The 18,317-nt window shown below is 64.4% G+C and carries 14 protein-coding genes and 2 pseudogenes; 8 read left to right on the top strand and 8 right to left on the bottom strand.

Annotated features, from left to right (window positions below):
- The first annotated feature begins 39 nt into the window (after positions 1 to 39).
- From uvrB to GGQ96_RS19750, 5 genes are all read left to right on the top strand, one after another.
- The gene (uvrB, locus tag GGQ96_RS19730) at positions 40 to 2,016 is read left to right on the top strand and encodes an excinuclease ABC subunit UvrB (protein ID WP_017980845.1); all 1,977 of its coding nucleotides are present in this window, start codon (positions 40 to 42) and stop codon (positions 2,014 to 2,016) included.
- A 22-nt stretch (positions 2,017 to 2,038) separates the two neighbouring features.
- Entirely contained in the window at positions 2,039 to 4,693 is a 2,655-nt protein-coding gene (locus tag GGQ96_RS21710; protein WP_017980846.1) for an excinuclease ABC subunit UvrA, read from the top strand.
- A gap of 144 nt (positions 4,694 to 4,837) precedes the next feature.
- On the top strand, positions 4,838 to 5,923 hold the full coding sequence (locus GGQ96_RS19740; protein ID WP_026151879.1) for a Dyp-type peroxidase: 1,086 nt from the start codon (positions 4,838 to 4,840) through the stop codon (positions 5,921 to 5,923).
- The gene (locus GGQ96_RS19745; RefSeq protein ID WP_231292103.1) at positions 5,874 to 6,737 is read left to right on the top strand and encodes a family 1 encapsulin nanocompartment shell protein; all 864 of its coding nucleotides are present in this window, start codon (positions 5,874 to 5,876) and stop codon (positions 6,735 to 6,737) included. The genes GGQ96_RS19740 and GGQ96_RS19745 overlap by 50 nt, the downstream gene beginning before the upstream one ends.
- Positions 6,738 to 6,789: 52 nt before the next feature.
- On the top strand, positions 6,790 to 7,371 hold the full coding sequence (locus GGQ96_RS19750; RefSeq protein ID WP_017980849.1) for a PRC-barrel domain-containing protein: 582 nt from the start codon (positions 6,790 to 6,792) through the stop codon (positions 7,369 to 7,371).
- A gap of 759 nt (positions 7,372 to 8,130) precedes the next feature.
- Here GGQ96_RS19750 and GGQ96_RS21590 read toward each other — a convergent pair.
- The 4 genes from GGQ96_RS21590 to GGQ96_RS19770 all read right to left on the bottom strand — a co-directional run bounded on the left by GGQ96_RS21590 (position 8,131) and on the right by GGQ96_RS19770 (position 11,455).
- On the bottom strand, positions 8,131 to 8,610 hold the full coding sequence (locus GGQ96_RS21590; RefSeq protein WP_231376736.1) for a hypothetical protein: 480 nt from the start codon (positions 8,608 to 8,610) through the stop codon (positions 8,131 to 8,133).
- Positions 8,611 to 9,093: 483 nt separating this feature from the next.
- Entirely contained in the window at positions 9,094 to 9,240 is a 147-nt protein-coding gene (locus GGQ96_RS19760) for a hypothetical protein (RefSeq protein WP_018250478.1), read from the bottom strand.
- Positions 9,240 to 9,914 carry a putative quinol monooxygenase gene (locus GGQ96_RS19765; protein ID WP_010408781.1) on the bottom strand — a complete coding sequence of 225 codons (675 nt, stop codon included), beginning with the start codon at positions 9,912 to 9,914 and terminating at the stop codon, positions 9,240 to 9,242. Before GGQ96_RS19765 ends, GGQ96_RS19760 begins: the two co-directional genes overlap by 1 nt.
- A 365-nt stretch (positions 9,915 to 10,279) precedes the next feature.
- Positions 10,280 to 11,455, bottom strand: coding sequence for a zinc-dependent alcohol dehydrogenase (locus GGQ96_RS19770; RefSeq protein WP_018250476.1), 1,176 nt, complete (start codon positions 11,453 to 11,455; stop codon positions 10,280 to 10,282).
- Positions 11,456 to 12,128: 673 nt separating this feature from the next.
- Between GGQ96_RS19770 and GGQ96_RS19775 the strand changes: the two genes are divergently transcribed.
- On the top strand, positions 12,129 to 14,297 hold the full coding sequence (locus tag GGQ96_RS19775) for a catalase (protein WP_018250473.1): 2,169 nt from the start codon (positions 12,129 to 12,131) through the stop codon (positions 14,295 to 14,297).
- A 95-nt stretch (positions 14,298 to 14,392) separates the two neighbouring features.
- Here GGQ96_RS19775 and GGQ96_RS19780 read toward each other — a convergent pair whose 3' ends face one another.
- From GGQ96_RS19780 to GGQ96_RS19795, 4 genes are read right to left on the bottom strand one after another with little or no spacing between them, the layout of a single operon-like run.
- The gene (locus tag GGQ96_RS19780; RefSeq protein WP_010408767.1) at positions 14,393 to 14,989 is read right to left on the bottom strand and encodes an SAM-dependent methyltransferase; all 597 of its coding nucleotides are present in this window, start codon (positions 14,987 to 14,989) and stop codon (positions 14,393 to 14,395) included.
- Positions 14,986 to 15,639 carry a PIG-L deacetylase family protein gene (locus GGQ96_RS19785; protein WP_010408764.1) on the bottom strand — a complete coding sequence of 218 codons (654 nt, stop codon included), beginning with the start codon at positions 15,637 to 15,639 and terminating at the stop codon, positions 14,986 to 14,988. The genes GGQ96_RS19780 and GGQ96_RS19785 overlap by 4 nt, the downstream gene beginning before the upstream one ends.
- Positions 15,636 to 16,622 carry an acyl-CoA dehydrogenase family protein gene (locus GGQ96_RS19790; protein ID WP_010408761.1) on the bottom strand — a complete coding sequence of 329 codons (987 nt, stop codon included), beginning with the start codon at positions 16,620 to 16,622 and terminating at the stop codon, positions 15,636 to 15,638. Before GGQ96_RS19790 ends, GGQ96_RS19785 begins: the two co-directional genes overlap by 4 nt.
- Positions 16,619 to 17,581 (bottom strand): glycosyltransferase family 2 protein, encoded by a 963-nt coding sequence (locus GGQ96_RS19795; protein WP_242417094.1) that lies wholly within the window; start codon positions 17,579 to 17,581, stop codon positions 16,619 to 16,621. Before GGQ96_RS19795 ends, GGQ96_RS19790 begins: the two co-directional genes overlap by 4 nt.
- 248 nt (positions 17,582 to 17,829) lie before the next feature.
- Here GGQ96_RS19795 and GGQ96_RS19800 point away from each other — a divergent pair.
- A pseudogene (locus tag GGQ96_RS19800) lies at positions 17,830 to 17,955 on the top strand (hydroxyisourate hydrolase); the annotation flags it as partial.
- A 120-nt stretch (positions 17,956 to 18,075) separates the two neighbouring features.
- Positions 18,076 to 18,234: pseudogene (locus GGQ96_RS19805) on the top strand (IS3 family transposase); the annotation flags it as partial.
- Positions 18,235 to 18,317: the final 83 nt, after the last annotated feature.

Raw genomic sequence — 18,317 nt, forward strand, 5'->3', positions numbered from 1 at the left:
TAGCGCGCGCCGGGGGCGAAACCGGCAGGAGGATTTCCAGTGTCGACCGATGTTTTCATACTGCACTCGCAATACACGCCGGCAGGCGATCAGCCCGAAGCGATCGCGCGCCTGATCGCCGGCGTCGAAGAGGGGGCACATCACCAGACCCTCAAGGGCATCACGGGCTCGGGCAAGACCTTCACGATGGCGAACATCATCCATCGTCTGAAGCGCCCCACCTTGATCCTTGCCCCCAACAAGACGCTGACATCGCAGCTCTATGACGAGATGCGGCGATTTTTCCCTGAAAACGCCGTGGAGTATTTCGTCTCCTATTACGACTATTTCCAACCGGAAGTGTATCTGCCGGGCCGCGATGAGTTCATTCCGAAGGATTCCTCGATCAACGAGCATCTGGAACGGTTGCGCCTGTCGACGACAAAATCGCTGATCGAGCGCCGCGATACGATCGTCGTCGCCTCGGTATCGTCGATCTACGGCATGGGCGATCCCGACAATTATCGCGCGCTCCAGGTTCCGCTGACCGAGGGCGCGCGGTTGGGACAGGAAGAGCTTTTCCGCAGCCTGGCGCGCCTGCAATATGATCGGGCCGAGCATAAGCTGAAGCGCGGCACTTATCGCGCTGATGGCGACGCTGTTGAGATTTACCCGGCGGATTCGGAATATAAGGCGCTGCGCGTCGGTTTGGCAAACGGCGTGATCGCGTCGCTCCAATGGTTCGATGCGGCGACCGGCAAGCCGATGGAAAGCGCCGATCACTATCTTGTCTCGCCCAAGACTGTTCTGGCGGCGACCGCAGATCAGGCCCGCAAGGCCGCCACGGCGATCCTCGAAGAGTTGGAAACGCAGGTCGAACGGCTGACCAGCGAAAACCGCCTGACGGAAGCGGCGCGCCTCTATGATCGCATCACCAACGATGCCGAGATGTTGCGCGAGGTCGGATATTGCTCGGGCATGGAAAATTACGCCTGCTATCTGAGCGGTCGTGACCCTGCGCTCCCGCCCATAACCCTGCTCGACTATCTGCCCAAGGACGGGCTGCTGTTCGTCGACGAATCGCATGTGATGATCCCACAGATCTCGGCGATGTTCCGGGGCGACCAGGCCCGCAAGGATACGCTGATCGATTATGGCTTCCGCCTGCCGTCTTCGAAGGACAGCCACCCCCTGAGCTTCCACGAGTTCGAACAGGTCAAGCCGCAGACGATCTTCGTGTCCGCCACCCCCGGCGCTTATGAGGTAAAGGCCTCGCAAGGCAGGGTGGTTGAACAGATCGTGCGGCCGACCGGCCTGCTCGATCCGAAGGTGGAAGTCCGCCCGTCCCAAGGCGCGCGTGACGATTTGCTACGCGAGATCGCGCAGCGCACGCAGCGCGATGAGCGCGTGCTGGTTACGACGCTGACCAAGGTTGCGACCGAGGAGCTGCACGCTTTCCTCGAAAGCGAAGGCATTCGCGCGCGTTACATGCACTCTGACATCAAGGTCGAGGATAGGGTCGCGATCATCGAGGGCCTGCGCGTGGGCGAGTTCGACGTGCTGATCGGGATCAGTTTGCTGCGCGAAGGGCTCGACATCCCAGAAGCGTCGCTGATTGCGATCTTCGATGCAGACCGCGCGGGCTTCCTGCGCTCGGCCCAGGCGCTGATCCAGATGATCGGCCGCGTCGCGCGCAATGTGAACGGCACCGCTGTCCTCTACGCCGATATGGTGACGCCGGCGATGCGGGCCGCGATCGATGAGACCGAGAGCCGGCGACAGCGCCAGATCGCCTTCAACGAGGAGAACGACGTCACACCGCTCTCGTCGGTTCGCGGCCTGGCGTCGGCGCAGCCCTACGGGCAAGAGCCGTCGGTCCATTCGGAAGCCTTCTGCGAGAACCTGTACGAGCTTTGCGACCGGATCACGGAGAAGGAACAGGCGCTGCTCGCGGCGGTGGATCACGGCCAAGAGGATCGGGCCGAGACGATCCGGGGCGAGCTGGACGGCCTCTACCGTCAGTTCATTTATCTGTGACGCGCCGGGTGAAAGTGACCGAATGAGCAAGGATCAGGAGCCTCAAACCACCCCCGGCAAGGAACGCGCGCCGCGATCCGGCTTCGTACAAGTGCGCGGCGCGCGGCAGAACAACCTCAAGAATGTTGATGTGGACGTTCCGCGCGATGCCTTCGTGGTGTTCACCGGCATATCGGGATCGGGCAAGTCGAGCCTCGCCTTCGGCACCCTCTATGCCGAGGCACAGCGCCGCTATCTGGAATCGGTCGCGCCCTACGCCCGCCGCCTGATCGATCAGGCCGGCGTGCCGGAGGTTGACGCCATCGACGGGTTGCCGCCCGCGGTCGCGTTGCAGCAGCAGCGCGGCTCGGCCAATGCGCGGTCTTCGGTTGGCAGCGTGACGACGCTCTCCAGCCTGGTGCGGATGCTCTATTCGCGCGTCGGAGAATATCCGCGCAATCAGCCGATGCTCTATGCGGAGGACTTCTCCCCCAACACCGTGGCCGGGGCCTGCCCGACCTGCCACGGCATCGGGCGCGTCTATGACGCGACCGAAGAGACGATGGTGCCCGACGACAGTCTCACCATTCGCGATCGGGCGATCGCGGCATGGCCGCCGGCGTGGCACGGCCAGAACCTGCGCGATATCCTTGTGTCGCTCGGCTATGATGTCGACACGCCATGGCGCGATCTTCCGAAGAAGGATCGTGACTGGATACTCTTCACCGACGAGACGCCGACGGTGCCGGTCTATGCGGGTCTGACGCCCGAACAGACGCGCGTTGCCCTCAAGCGTCGTATGGAGCCGAGCTATCAGGGCACCTTCACCGGCGCCCGTCGCTACGTGCTGGAGACCTTCGCCAACACCAAAAGCGCGCTGATGAAGAAGCGTGTCTCGCAATATATCATCGGCCGCGATTGCCCGACCTGCGACGGCAAGCGCCTGAAGCGCGAGGCCCTGTCGGTGAAGTTTGCCGGCCTGGACATCGCCGAGTTTGGCGACCTGACGGTGCTGAAGCTCCGGGACTTGCTCACGCCCGTCGCCCATGGCGAGTATGGTAGCGCCTCGACGACCCTGAAGGGCCATGTTCTCGGCAAGGCGGCCCGCGATGCGGCGGTTGAACGTAGGGTCGCGGCGGGAGGCTCGGCACACAAGGCAGCGCCTGACGTGCGCCGCACGCCCAATCTTTCCGATGAGAAGCGGGTCGCCGCGCAGCGTCTCGCATCCGAGCTGCTCGAACGGCTAGGCCCGCTGATCGACCTTGGCCTTGGCTACATCTCGCTCGACCGCAGCACGCCGACGCTTTCCTCCGGCGAGCTGCAACGCCTGCGCCTTGCCACTCAATTGTCGTCACAGCTTTTCGGCGTGGTCTATGTGCTGGACGAGCCATCGGCGGGGCTGCACCCGGCAGACGGCGAAGCGTTGCTGACCATCCTTGAGCGGCTGAAGGCGGCGGGCAACTCGCTGTTCGTTGTCGAGCATGATCTTGACGTGATCCGCCATGCCGAATGGCTGGTCGATGTGGGGCCAGGTGCCGGCGAAAAGGGCGGCGAAGTGCTCTACAGCGGCCCGATCGCAGGGCTTGCCGGCGTCGAGGCGTCGATCACCCGTCGCTATCTGTTCGCAGAACCTGACGCCCATGACCGGACCCCGCGCGAAGCAAAAGCATGGCTCCGTCTTGAAGGTGTGACCCGCAACAATCTTCACGGGCTCGACGTCGCGCTACCGATTGGCTGCTTCACCGCCGTCACCGGGGTTTCAGGATCGGGCAAGTCCAGTCTTGTCAGCCAGGCACTTCCGGAGCTTGTGACGGAACAACTCGGCGGCACGCCGGCTGCCGAGGAGGAGGATACCGATCCGCTGCTCGATGTTGCGCGGGAAGAGACCGAAGGCCGCATCGTTGCGGGCATGGAGCATGTGCGCAGGCTGGTGCGGGTCGATCAGAAGCCGATCGGCCGCACTCCACGCTCGAACCTCTCCACCTACAGCGGCCTGTTCGATCATGTGCGCAAGATCTTCGCGAACACCCCACTGGCGCGCCGGCGCCACTACAGCCCGGGCAGGTTCTCCTTCAACGTCGCACAGGGCCGCTGCCCGGTGTGCGAGGGTGAGGGCTTCGTCATGGTGGAGCTGTTGTTCCTGCCCAGCGTCTATGCGCCCTGCTCGACCTGCCATGGCAGCCGCTACAATCCGCAGACGCTCGAAGTCGAATGGAACGGCCGCAACATCGCCCAGGTGCTTGAGCTGACGGTGGACGAGGCGTGCGACTTCTTCGCGAGCGAACCGTCCGTCATGCGCTCGCTCGATGTGCTGCGGGAGATTGGCCTCGGCTATCTGAGGCTTGGACAGCCGGCGACGGAACTGTCGGGCGGCGAGGCCCAGCGCATCAAGCTCGCGACCGAGCTGCAACGCGCCCAGCGTGGCAACACCATCTACATCCTCGACGAGCCGACTTCGGGGCTTCACCCTTCCGACGCTGATCGGCTGATGCGGCACCTGCAGGGCCTTGTCGATGTCGGCAATACGGTCGTCGTCGTCGAGCATGACATGCGAGCTATTTCACAGGTGGATTGGGTGATCGATCTGGGGCCTGGCGCTGGCGAAGATGGTGGCCGGATCATCGCGAGCGGCGTCCCTCACGATGTTGCCGAAGCGCAAGGCAGCCTGACCGCGCCTTATCTAAAGGCGGCGCTTTAGCCGCTTGGACGCCGGCGACAGGGGGGAGTGGGACTATGGTGAGTCTTGTCGATTGGGGTGTGGCGATCCCGATGATCGAGCACCGGCCATGTCTTGCTGGGATGTGATAGCGATGGTCCTGCCCGACCATTCAGGGAGTTGAACGTGCCTTCTACCGTCTCTCAAGATGTTACCGCTCGTTCCCAGGCCGTCGATGCCCGGCTTACCCGCGCTGCGATCTTTCTGGTCGTCTCGATGGGCGCCGGGGAGAAGCCGGAAGCGGGGGTGCGGGGTCTTTGCGCCATCCTGTCGTCGCTGGTTCGTGGCGTGGGCTTCCGGGCGGCAGACGGCGGACTTTCCTGCATCATGGGGATCGGCTCCGATGCTTGGGACCGGCTATTCGGAGCGCCGCGGCCGAAGGAACTGCATCCGTTCCGGGAAATCCGCGGCGTCCATCATGCGCCTTCGACGCCCGGCGACCTGCTGTTTCACATTCGCGCCGCGCGTCAGGATTTGTGTTTCGAGATGGCGGCGCAGATCGTGAAGCGTCTCGCCGGCTTCGCCTCGGTGACGGACGAGGTGCATGGCTTCCGCTACTTCGACGATCGCGACCTGCTGGGATTTGTCGACGGGACGGAAAACCCCGTCGAGCAGGGAGCCAGAGATGCCACGGTGATCGGGGCGGCGGACGATCCGGTCTTCGCTGGCGGCAGCTATGTGATCGTCCAGAAATACCTCCACGACCTCGACAAGTGGAACGCGATTCCCGTGGAGCAGCAGGAGAAGATCGTAGGGCGCGAGAAGCTGTCGGACATCGAGCTGGACGAGGCGGCCAAGCCGAGCTTCGCGCATAACGTGCTCACCAACATCGAGGAGGACGGCGAGCAACTCCAGATCCTGCGCGATAACATGCCGTTCGGCGATGTTGGTAAGGGCGAGTTCGGCACCTATTTCATCGGTTACGCCCGCTCGCCGACCCGCATCGAGCGGATGCTCGACAATATGTTCATCGGTTTGCCACCCGGCAATTACGATCGCTTGCTCGATGTTAGCCGGGCCGTGACCGGCTCGCTTTATTTCGTGCCGTCGGCTGATTTTCTGGACGAGGTAACGCCGGAGCCAGCCACGGCCGATGGCGATGAGGCGGTAGCCGAGGCGCCCGCATCCACGGCGCCGGCACCGGAGCCCTCGTCAGCATCGGATGGATCGCTGCGCATTGGATCACTCAAAGATGAGGCAGGACATGAATAACCTCCATCGCGAACTCGCCCCCATCTCCGACGCCGCTTGGGCGCAAATCGACCAAGAAGCGACCCGAACTCTCAAGCGCTATCTGGCCGCGCGCCGCGTCGTGGACGTGCCGGAACCGAAGGGGGCCACGCTCGCGGCCGTGGGAACGGGCCACACCAAGCCGATCGATGCGCCCAGCGATGGCGTCCAAGCCGTGCGGCGTGCGGTCAACGCCGTGGTCGAACTGCGCGTGCCCTTCACGCTGACCCGCGCGGCGATCGACGATGTGGAGCGCGGCTCCGAGGATTCGGACTGGCAACCGCTCAAGGAAGCCGCCCGCACGATCGCCTTTGCCGAAAATCGCGCGATCTTTGATGGCTATGCCGCTGCCGATATCGGCGGCATCCGTCCCGGCGCGAGCAACGAGCCGGTGCCGCTGCCCACGGCCGTCGCCGGATATCCCGCCATCGTCGCCCAAGCCGTCGATCGGTTGCGCCTTGCCGGGGTCGAGGGGCCTTATCGACTGGTGCTGGGCGATGATCCGTTCACCGCGATCAGCGGCGGCAGCGAGGAGGGCTATCCGGTGCTCCAGCACATCAATCGTCTGGTGGACGGCGATATCATCTGGGCGCCGGGCATCATGGGCGGCGTCGTCCTGACAACGCGGGGCGGCGATTTCGAACTCGATCTCGGACAGGATTTGTCGATCGGCTATCTCAGCCACACCGCCGAGGCGGTCGAGCTGTACCTGCAAGAGAGCTTCACCTTCCGGCTGTTGACGAGCGAGGCGGCTGTTTCGCTCCCGACAACGGAAGCGTCGGCGCAGCCGGCGTGAAGGCGTTGCCGGTTGCGCCGCCCGCACGCGGGCCGCAGCGAGGGGTGGGACAATGATAAGTCTCGTCGGTTGGATCGCCACGATCGCGACGATGATCGCGGCGATGATGACGGCTTCCAACCTGGGCGCGCGCGTGACGGGCTGGGGCTTCGTGGTGTTCAGCATCAGCTCGGTTTGCTGGACCACATTGGGCTACGCCACAGGACAGACAGCCTTGGTTGCCACCAATGGATTCCTGATGCTGACGAACCTAGTTGGTATCTGGCGATGGTTGGGGCAGCAGACCAAATATGAGGATGGCGGCCGATCGGCCGAAACAGCCAGCCAAAGATCCGATACGCCGAACCTGTTCACCGCGACCGGCCTGATCGGCATGGCGGTTGATGACAAGAGCGGGATGAATCTGGGCCGGGTTGTCGAGGCCCTTATCGAATGTTCGACCGGCAGGATAAACTATGTGGTGATCTCGGACGAGCGATATGCCGGTCTTGAAGAGACATTGCGAGCGGTGCCGCTCGAATCCCTCAGGATCGGCTACACGCGCATGACGCTGTTGCTGGACGGCCCGAGCTTCCTGTCACAGCCCGGCCTCAAAAGTCGTGACTGGCCCGCCTTCGCTCCGATCAATCCCTAGCAAGCGATCGCTCACACCAATTGGAGCGCGCGATCATGATCTTGACCGGGGCCAAGAAAGCGCAGGATCAGGATACGGTGGGCTTCTGGCCGGTAGATGTAGGCGCTTGCAATCGTAGCGGCGTCTGCTCGCAAACAGCCGGTTTTTCTGCTCACGCTCTCTGCCACTGGCAGGTGGCATCCTGCTCGAATTATCTGCCAATGTGCTCGCCATCATCCGGCGCTGCTTGCAAACGGGGCGTCGTGCTCACGCTTCCTGCCAATGGGTTCTCCAAACCCGTCGCCGGCAGCCGCTTTTGCGAAGAAGGTTTTCAGAACAGTTTTGACAAGCAGCAGGCCGCAGAAATGCGTTGCGGTCATGGCCCGCCGGCAAGGTCGTCAGAAAGGAAGGTTTTCGCGAACAGAGGACGGCGCATAGAATGGGCACAGATATACGTTTATGACCGAACCCGTCGAACTGCGCTGGCCGCGATCGTCCCGTTTGGGATCAATGGTCGGGATAGGATTCTCTTCATGCCCCAGCCGGTATAAAGGAACCGCCCCGATCGTAGCGGCTGCGTCGTTATCCCGCCTACCCAACCCGTGGGCTCGACCTTCGGCCCAGCCGGGCCCGCCTCAACGTGGCCCGTCGACTGCGATGACCGCGGCGTCGTCTAGCTGGAACCGGCCAAAGTCGTCGTCGCCCCATAACGAACGCTCCAGCCGGCCGACAAGCCGGATCGGCTTCCCGGTCGGCATTGACCCATAAGGCAGCGAGTATTCATGGTTTTGCGTCGAGGGAGCCGATCATAGGCAGGAATACGGCACAACCCGTTTCCTTGCAGGAAAGATCAAGCACCAGGTTCTTCCCCGATCCGTCGTTCCGCCCAGCAAACGTCCACAGAAGGCTGCGGCGCTCGGGATAGTTCGGGTCGGCGACACGGTAGGAAGCTACGCCTGCGGGGCGGCCGTCGAGCGTGAGCTGATCCGCTTTGTAGTTGGTCCCGGAGCTCGCGATCGGCAGCGCCGATCCTCGGCCTGTCACTGTGAACATGCCTTCGTAGCCCGGCCCGCGCAGCAGGAACACCGGATCGTCTACCGGGTCCTTTCCCGCCTTCAGAGTCGCATCTGATGGAATGGCGACCGTGCAGCACGAAGGGATCCCGACCGACTTCCAGCCGGCCGGGACCTCGGGTTGCGGTGCGTTCGGCGAGCAGGACACTAGCAGCAATCCCGCTACCGACCACACCGCGACCCTCATATCACCGCACTCCGTAGGCGTTGCGAAGCGCTGTCGTCTCCGTCGAGCACGGGGTGCGACGCACCACGCCCGCCGGCTGACTATAGTGCATGACGCACGCCGTGTTGTTGGCTTCTGAAGCGCGTCAGCCCTGAGCGCTACGGCTCCCTATTGGGGCGATCGAGCTTCGCCCAAATTGCGGGTGCCCGCAGCTTGGAGAAGGATCTTGCGACCAAGCACCTAGTCGCCCTCTACACCGCTTGTGGCGGTAGAGAGCGCTTTTCCGATCAGCACGTCCGTGAGCGGACGGAACTGACCATACCCGATGTTCAATGGTTTGCCGCTAACGACAATCGACCCCAGGGAGCTGTGCATCCCTCAAATCCACGGTTCACTACCCGCTCTGCTGAGGCCTTGGCGGGCGATTTTACATTGGAGGATCTGGGCTTCATCTTCGTTCCTTCGTCACTACGACGAAGCCCAGATCCTCCTTAAATCACAACCTCAAATCTGTGCCATTGGTGCTGACGGCGGACACGCGACCTTGGTGAGCTTCGAATCCGTGCCCGCGGACTTGAACGCGAACGCGGCCCCGGCTGCCGCGGTGCTGGCGACGGCCGCTCCAACGAGCACCTTCTGCTTCGTGTCCATCAGACTGTCCCTCTCTCAAGGGGCCGCGCGACCGACGTGTTCCTGCTCGTCCTCTCCTCATCACCAGCGGATGCAATCTTGAACGCCAAGATTTGTGCGCGGTGGATCTGGGGAGGCTCGGCGAACAGCGAAGCAGCGCTTCCGGATAGCGCCGTGCCGATTTCGCCCGACAGATGCGTCTCGCGCCCTGCCTCGTCGGCGAAGGTATCGAGGATGGCGAACCGAGTCTTTCCGAGACGCAGAGCGTACCACGACAGGGTGCCAGGCTCCCGCTCCACGGCCGATCGGGCTCCTTGGAGGAAGCGGGCAACCTCTTCCTCCGCACCGTCCCGTGCTTCAAGCGGAACATGCAGGGCCAAGCGCGGCAGGGCGTCCGCCGCCGGCACCTTGAGGGCGAGGATGTCGGCCGGCTCGATCTCCGGCAATCCGTTGAGGATGGTGAAGGTCTTCACGACCAGCGCCCGGCCGACCGTGCCGAACAGATGCTTCAGCCGGCCGGCATTGCCGGGGAAGGTATCGAAGATGGCGAAGTCGGCGGGGCCAAAGCGCAGCGCGTACCAGTGCCGCGTGTCCTGCTCATGCTCGACCGGCTCCAGCGCACCCCGGAGGAATTCAGCGGCATCTTCCTGGTGGGTCGGCCCGGCTTCAATGCCTACGAACAGTGCCTTGTGCATCTTTTCTCTCCTTGTTCCGATGGTAGCGCCTCGAGCTCCACGGAAGGCGTCCTGGGCCTAAATCATGGGAAGTTCGCGCGGCCGGGCGCCGACAGCCCGTTCGGCCAGGGCGACTTCCCCGGCCCGCGCACCCCTGGCGGGCGCGTGCTGGAGGAGATCGCGGCCAGCCACGGCACGACCGCACGCCAAGTGGCGCTTCGCTTCCTGGTGCGTCGGCCATCGCTGTTCGCTATGGTCAACGAGTCCTGACCCTAGGTCTGCCGACATACTTGGTCGCAAGCTGATCGACACCGCCGCTACACGTGCTCCAAAGCGGCGGTGTCGATCGGCATCGATAAGCGTCCTGTTCCCGGTTATTCCGCCAATCAACCGTGCGGGCGCATAACAACCTTGATCACACCTTCTTCCTTGTCGCGGAATTTAGCGTACATTTCTGGCGCGTCTTCAAGACTGGCCGGGTGGGTGATCACGAAGCTGGGGTCGATCGCGCCCGCGACGATTTTTTCCAGCAACGGTCTAGTATAGCGCTGCACGTGGGTTTGGCCGAGCTTGATCGTTAGTCCTTTGTTCATCGCTGCACCGATCGGAAGCTTGTCACCCATCCCGACGTAGACGCCGGGCACGGAGACCGTGCCGCCCTTGCGGCAGCTCATGATCGCCTGCCGCAGGACGTGGACGCGATCAGTGGCGAGCATCATGCTTGCCTTCACCTTGTCCATGACCGCGTTCGCCGCCCCGTGCGCGGCCGCCTCGCAGCCGACAGCATCGATGCAGCTGTCGGGGCCCCGGCCCTTGGTTCGCGCCTGCAGCTCGTCGTAGACATCGGTTTCGGCGAAGTTAATCGTCTCAGCGCCACCGGCCTCCGCCATGGCGAGTCGCTCGGGCACCTCGTCGATCGCGATCACGCGGCCGGCGCCCATCATCAGCGCGGAGCGGATGGCGAACTGGCCGACCGGACCGCAGCCCCAGATCGCGACGGTGTCGCCATGCTCGATCTGCGCATTCTCGGCGGCCATGTAGCCGGTCGGGAAGATATCCGATAGGAAGAGGGCCTGCTCGTCGGTAACGTTGTCGGGAATCTTGATCGGACCGACATCCGCCATCGGCACGCGGAGATACTCCGCCTGACCGCCGCAGTAGCCGCCCAGCATGTGGCTGAAGCCGAACAGCCCGGCGGGCGAATGGCCCATCGCCTTGGCGGCCATCTCGGCGTTCGGATTGGTCCGATCGCAGGCCGCAAACAGACCCTTCTTGCAGAACCAGCAATCGCCGCAGCTGATCGTGAACGGCACCACCACCCGGTCCCCGATCTTGAGGTTGGTGACCTCGGACCCGAGCGCCACGACCTCGCCCATGTTCTCGTGGCCGAGGATGTCGCCGGCCTCCATGGTGGGCTGGTAGCCATCCAGCAGGTGAAGGTCCGACCCGCAGATCGCGCAGGCGGTTACTTTGATGATCGCATCGCGCGGGTGCTTGATCTCGGGATCCGCAACGGTGTCGACGCGGACATCGCCTTTACCGTGCCAGCATAGTGCGCGCATGTCGTTTCCTCATCTGAGTGCATGTCCCTGTCGTCAGGGCCATGTCTATGACGCTCAACGCCTTGAGCCGCGGCATGGGTCCCTGTCCATTTGATTCGTTTACATCAACGAGCGGCCGTAAAACGGCCGTACGGCCAGCGGGTTGAACGCAGACGGCATGCCCGGCTTGAAAGCCAGCAAGATAATGAAGTGGGTCGCCCAGGCCGTGCAGCCGGCCGACACGATGGTGATAGGTTCTCACAGGCTGCGCGTCTTCCGCCCTGAGCGTATGGCATGGTCGGCCAGGGCAAAGGACGCATAGATTCCGCAGAGGCAAACCAGGCCGGCGAGCAGCACCAACCACAGATCGTGGTCGTGCCGGACGCAGTCGAAAACCTGTACGACCTGGGAGTACATCATGCTCGGCTAACGGCAAGGCGTTAAGACATCTCCAACCGGCTCATATCGGCTTTCCCTGGCTGTGATCCAGGACCAAGGAAGCCGCAGTCGGGTTCCGCGCAGCCATGAACACTTACGTTGCCGAGCCCGCGCCTGTCGTCCGAACCGGCGACCATGCTCGACTGACATAACTTGATTTCGGTCCTCCGGGTCGGTTCCCAGTCGCTACAAAGATTTATGCCTCGCATCGCCGTGGCGCTGGTGGCATTAAGGGCATGATCGGAGGATTACGTCCATGGCACGCAAGAGCATCAAAAGCGACGCGGTGAAACTCAAGGGCGAGACGGCCAAGAAGGCACCGCCGCTGCCGGCGGGTGCCGACCAGCCGACGAACTATGCCGAGCAGCAGGGCCATGGCGGCGAAACCCGCCAGACGACCTCGGACGCGGCACTTACCATGACCACGCAGCAGGGCATCCCGATCGCGGACGCCCAGAACAGTCTCAAGGCGGGTCTGCGGGGCCCCACGCTGCTCGAGGACTTCATCCTCCGCGAAAAGATCTTCCATTTCGATCACGAGCGCATCCCGGAGCGCGTCGTCCACGCACGCGGCTATGGCGCGCACGGCGTGTTCGAGCTGACCGACAGTCTGGCCGACTACACCCGCGCCGACGTGCTGAGCACGGTCGGGCAGCAGACGGAGGTGTTCGTCCGCTTCTCAACGGTAGCGGGCAACAAGGGCTCGCGCGATCTGGCGCGCGACGTGCGCGGCTTCGCCGTCAAGATGTACACGAAGCAGGGCAACTGGGACATCGTCGGCAACAACATCCCGGTGTTCTTCATCCAGGATGCCATCAAGTTCCCCGATCTGGTCCATGCGGCTAAGCAGGAGCCCGACCGGGCGTTCCCCCAGGCGCAAACCGCACACGACAATTTCTGGGATTTCGCCAGCCTCACCCCGGAAGCCTGGCACATGATCATGTGGATCATGTCCGATCGCACGATCCCCCGCTCCTTCCGCACGATGGAGGGCTTCGGCGTCCACAGCTTCCGCCTGGTGAACGCGGAAGGCAGGTCGACCTTCGTCAAGTTCCACTGGAAGCCGCGCCAGGGGCTCCAGTCGGTGCTGTGGAACGAAGCGGTCAAGATCAGCGGCGCCGATCCCGACTATCATCGCCGCGATCTCTGGGAGGCGATCGAGAGCGGTGACTTCCCGCAATGGGATCTCGGCGTCCAGCTGTTCGATCAGGAAACCGCCGACAAGCTTCCCTTCGACCATCTCGACTCGACCAAGCTCATCCCCGAGGAGGACGTGCCGGTCCGCATCGTCGGTACGCTCACGCTTAATCGCAACGTCGACAACTTCTTCGCCGAAACCGAGCAGGTCGCCTACTGCACGCAGAACATCGTGCCGGGCATCGACTTCAGTGACGACCCGCTGCTGCACGGCCGCAACTTCTCCTATCTCGATACCCAGCTGAAGCGGCTCGGCAGCCCGAACTTCACCCACCTGCCGATCAATGCCCCGCGCTGTCCGGTGATGAACTTCCAGCAGGACGGCCACATGGCGATGCGCAATCCGAAGGGGCGCGTGAACTATGAGCCGAACAGCTGGGGCGCGGAAGGCGGTCCGCGCGAGAACGCGGAGATCGGCTTCACCAGCTTCCCCGCCGAGGTTCAGGGGACTAAGCAGCGGGTTCGGTCCGAAACCTTTGCCGATCATTACAGCCAGGCGCGGCAGTTCTATCTCAGCCAGCAGCCGATCGAGCAGAAGCACATCGGCGACGCGCTGGTGTTCGAGCTGTCGAAGGTAGATCGTGTCGACATCCGGGCCCGGGCGGTCAGCCACCTGCGCAACATCGACGAGGATCTCGCCGCTACCGTTGCGGACGGGCTCGGCCTTGACCTGCCGGACGCCGCCAAGGCGGCCAAGCCGACGCTAGACCTGCCGACATCGTCGGCGCTCTCGATCGTCGCCAACGGCCCGGCGAATTTCGCCGGGCGAAAGATGGGCCTGCTGCTGACCGATGGGTCGAGCGCCGAGCTGTTCAATGCGCTGACGAAGGCGCTGGAAGCCGAAGGCGCGGTCTGGGAGGTGGTCGCGCCGAAGATCGGCGGGGTCACGCTCGACGACGGCACCAAGGTCGCGGCCAAGCAGAAGATCGACGGCGGACCTTCGGTCCTGTTCGATGCCGTCGCGGTGCTCCCGTCCGAGGAGGGGGTTGCGATGCTCGCCAAGGATGCGGCCTCCAAGGACTTCGTGGCGGACGCGTTCGGCCACTGCAAGTTCATCGGCTACACCGATGCAGCCGCCACGTTGTTCGACGCTTCTCGGGTGCCGGAGCTTGACGATGGCTTCGTAGCCCTAAGCAAGAGCAAGGACGTCAAGGCGTTCGTCACGACCTGTCGTGACCTCAGGTTCTGGGCTCGGGAGATGAAGGTCGATCTCGACGCGGCGGCCTGACGACCCTGGCGGGAGCGGCAGGTGGACGTCCTGCCGCTCCACTTAACGGCAAGCCTCATATCGCACGGACGTGGGACGTGCTGCCTCGCTCGCGTTCAAGGGGATCGGGGCACACCGTCGGCGCGGGCCGCGGTGACGACCCAGCGGCGGGTGCGGCGCACGGTGCGAACCGTCCAACGACGCCCGGTCTCTGCGAGGAACCGGGCGTGGATTCCTGCCGCGTGCTGGGCGAAGTCGTAGTAGTCGATCCTGTGGTGCGCGAGCACGATGGTGCCGTCTCCCCGCAGGCGAGCGGCCATCTCACGCGCAACCCGGGCCATCTCTCGCGCTGAGAGGTAATACAGGATCTCGGCGATCACGATCACGTCATAGACGAGACGTGGCGGTCGACCGGGGAGCACGAGCAGCGATGCGCACGCACGAGGCCAGGCCGCGACGGCGCGTGCCGTCAGGTCGACCCCCTCCCTCGTGCCCTCGGTCGCATCGAGGCACAACGCCATCCTCGCGATCGCGGCACTGTTGGATCCGTTGCCGCTGGCCAGCTCCAGCACCCGTCCGACCGGTCGGTGACCTATCGCGTGCAGGATCGCGGCACGCTTCACCGCCTCGTCACGGGCGGTGAAGGTGCGCCAGGGATCGTCGTCGCCGGCGAACTTGGCGGCGAACCCGGCAAGATCGATCGGGCTCGTCACTTCGAACCCGGCCGGTAGCGCTCGACCGGACGAGCAAAGGCCGCAAGCTCGTGTCTCGCGATCGTGAAGCCTGCTGGATCATCGGAAACGGCGCCGAGCTGCGTCCGGTAGACGCGGATCAGCGACCGCTTAACCGGAACTCCTCCGGGCACAGCGATGCGCCATGCCGGTCCGGACCTGTCCGGGCGAGGCGGCCACACGCGGTAGGTCAGCCGACCGGCGCCACCCGGGCATCGGGCGACGGCCGCTGCTACGGCGCGGTGATCGGGATGGTCGTCATCGCAGGCCGGTCCGACGATGAGATCGAGATCCCGGCATCGTGCGACCTGGCGGCGCAGCGCGCGATAACAGCGTCCCGGGATCGAGGGCAACTGGCCATCGGGCAAATTGAGGAACGAGACGTCGCCAGCAACGATGCCGAGACGACGTAGCGCATGAAGGCTCTCACGCTGGCGCGCCGCGACCAGTCGCGCTCTCGGCCATTGTCGGCTGCCCCGGTGAGACGCGGCACCATCGGTCACGACCGCAACCCGGACCCGAGCTCCATGGCGGCGAAGCCGCGCAATGAGGCCTGCCGCGCCGATGACCTCGTCATCCGGGTGCGGGGCGATCACCAGCGCGACACGTACGTTTCGCAGCGGGATCCTCACAGAATGGGGTCGAGGATGTGCTCGGCGACAGCCTGGCCGACGCGAAAGCGATGCGCGTCGGGCGCAGGCTGGCGCAGGTACACCATGAGATCGGCGATCTTTGCCGCCAGCGGATGCGATAGGAACAATCCCTGCAGCCCCACCGCCTCCTGCGCGATCGTCAGGGCGCGCTCGGCAGAGCCGGCGATCGATAGCCGCGCAGCGGACACCCGGGCGAGGCGTTCCGCATCCGTCCCGCTGAACCAGGCGCCCGCCGTGTCGCGGATGCTCGCCGCTGCACCCTGGGCAAGCAGGAACAGGTCGGCGAGGCGCGATGCCTGGAACGGATCGGAAGCGCGCTCGTGGGTGGTCAGGTGGTCACGCACTGCATCGAGCAGGCCGGCGATGCCCCCGGCATGAACCGCGGCGAAGCGCAGCGCGCCTCCGCTGAAGAACGGCTCCCGCGCATAGCTGCCGGGCTCGCCGATACGGCCGTCTTCACGGATCACAGAGCCGGACCAGCGCACCAGATGTGTCTCCGAGCGCTGCATGCCGATCGTCTGCCACCACTCCCGATCGATGGCAGGCGGATCGGCATCCAGGTCGAGCAGGAGCAGCTGCGGCCCGCGTTCGCTATCCGCGGTTACCAGCGCGTGAGTCAGTATCCCCGCCCCCGATGCATAGCCCTTGCCGCCGGTCAGCCGTCCGCCGGTAAGCACCAGCGACTCACCCGGCAGGCCCGCATTCCACACACCCAGCATCGCTCCCGCAGCGATCCGCGCCCGCAACGCAGCGACCTGGGACGACGTGCCGTATCGAAACACGATTTGCACCGCATCGACATGCCCCTCCAGCAGGCGCCCGATGGGGAGATCCCGGCGTCCCGCAGCGTAAAGAGGGCGGAGCAGGTCCAGATATGCCTCGGGCGTCGTCGGATCGCCGGCGGGGTCGGTCACCCACCCTGCCGCGACGATCGCATGGCGCAGAGCTTTGGTCGTCGTCATACCGCCTGCTCGCAAAGCTGGTGCTCGAGCGTTGCCAGGGCATGCTCGGCCTCGGCGAGGGTGACGTCGGGTATATCGGGCAGCGCCGGCACGACACGCATGGCGAACGCCTCTGCGTTGGGGCAGTCGCGCGCGACGCCGATCACATGGTCACCGGTCAATCCGATACGGTCGCCGAAGCGAGCTGCGACAAAGGAATCGGGGAGCCCGGCCCAAATGCGGCGCGCCTCCGCCTGCTGTCGGTATTGCCATGCCGCCCCTCGGGGATGCGGCATTGAGGGTGCCCCGTGATGGTCGATGGCAGTGAGCGCAGCCGCCATGCCGCCCGGCGCCCGGCCGAGCCTCCGTGAGGAGGTCGCAACCACCATGCCGGGATCGCGGCGCACGCGAAACCCGGCGCGCCCGGCATCGTCGAGCAGGGCGGCGTCCTCGCCGCATGGCACCGGCTGGAAGCCACCCAGCGCCTGATAGGCTCCGGGTCGGAAGGCCATGTTGGCGCCTCCCGAGCAGTGGGAGCCGGTCGGACTGTCCCACGGAACGGGGTCGACCGATCGTCGGTAGGCGTGAAGCCGATCGAGGTAGCGCTCGACCCTCCCCTGCACCGGATCCCGCTCCGCTGCGATCCGGACGATTCGCCCGGCGACAAGGTCGGCCGAGGCCAGGCCCTGCAGTGCCGCCCTGACCCAATCGGCACGGGGCTGGCTGTCGGCGTCGGTCGTCAGGAGAATACCGTGGGGCGTGCTCGCCGCATGATGCAGGCCGAGGGCGATGGCGGCCCGGCGTGCACGACCGGCATTGGCATCAGGGGACGGGTCTCCCTGAGCCACCGTGAACGGAAGGGCCATGCGACCAGCATGCTCGAGTATTACCTGCTCGCTCGCATCCGAGCAATTATCAAGGAGGAAGAACACGGCAGCCTCGACGTCGCCCAGGTCCAGTCGCTCGATCGCCTCCAGCAACTTCGGTAACGCAGTCTCCTCGTTGCGGACCGGAACACAGATCGCAGCTGACACAGGTCGCAACGGCACCCCCACCATCGGTTTCGCAGGACCGGCGACCCTGCCTTGCAGGACTGTAGGTGATAAACGCCGGTTTCGATAGCTGCTCGCGGTGATGCAAGATGCCAGATCGTCATGCAGGACTATAGGTTTGCCCGGTTTCAACCGAGATATCGGCGTCGGGTAGGTAGCCGTCGAAGTTCGCGCCGCGCACCTACAAGCTGCTGTTCGACATGGCAGGCTACCCGGATGCGAAGGCGGTGCCATTCTTCCCCGAGATCGATCCCGTGTTCCGCGTCACCGACCCTGCCGCGCACTACCATGTGCCGGTCTGAGCTGCCCCCTTCTGAGTGGTCCATCGACTATTACAGTCTGGACCAAGGAAGGGACGACGAATGCCTGCGAAGAAGCACAAGCCCGAGGAGATTATCGGGAAGCTACGTGAGGTTGAGATCATGCTGGGTCAGCACCGGTCGACGCAGCGCAAGGTGCCGTTCGGGGCAGATGACGAAGAGGCGCTGACCGAGGATATCATCGCCCTTGCCAGGCAGTACGGGCGCTACGGCTATCGCCGGGTGACGGCGCTGCTGCATGCGGCGGGTTGGTCGGTGAACCACATGGCGTAATCAGGAGCGGTGCTCGTTGGGATAGCCTGTCGTCCCCTGAAGAGGAGGACGGAAGATGACCTGCTATGTTG

This window comes from Sphingomonas abaci (assembly GCF_014199625.1).
Classification (GTDB): domain Bacteria; phylum Pseudomonadota; class Alphaproteobacteria; order Sphingomonadales; family Sphingomonadaceae; genus Sphingomonas; species Sphingomonas abaci.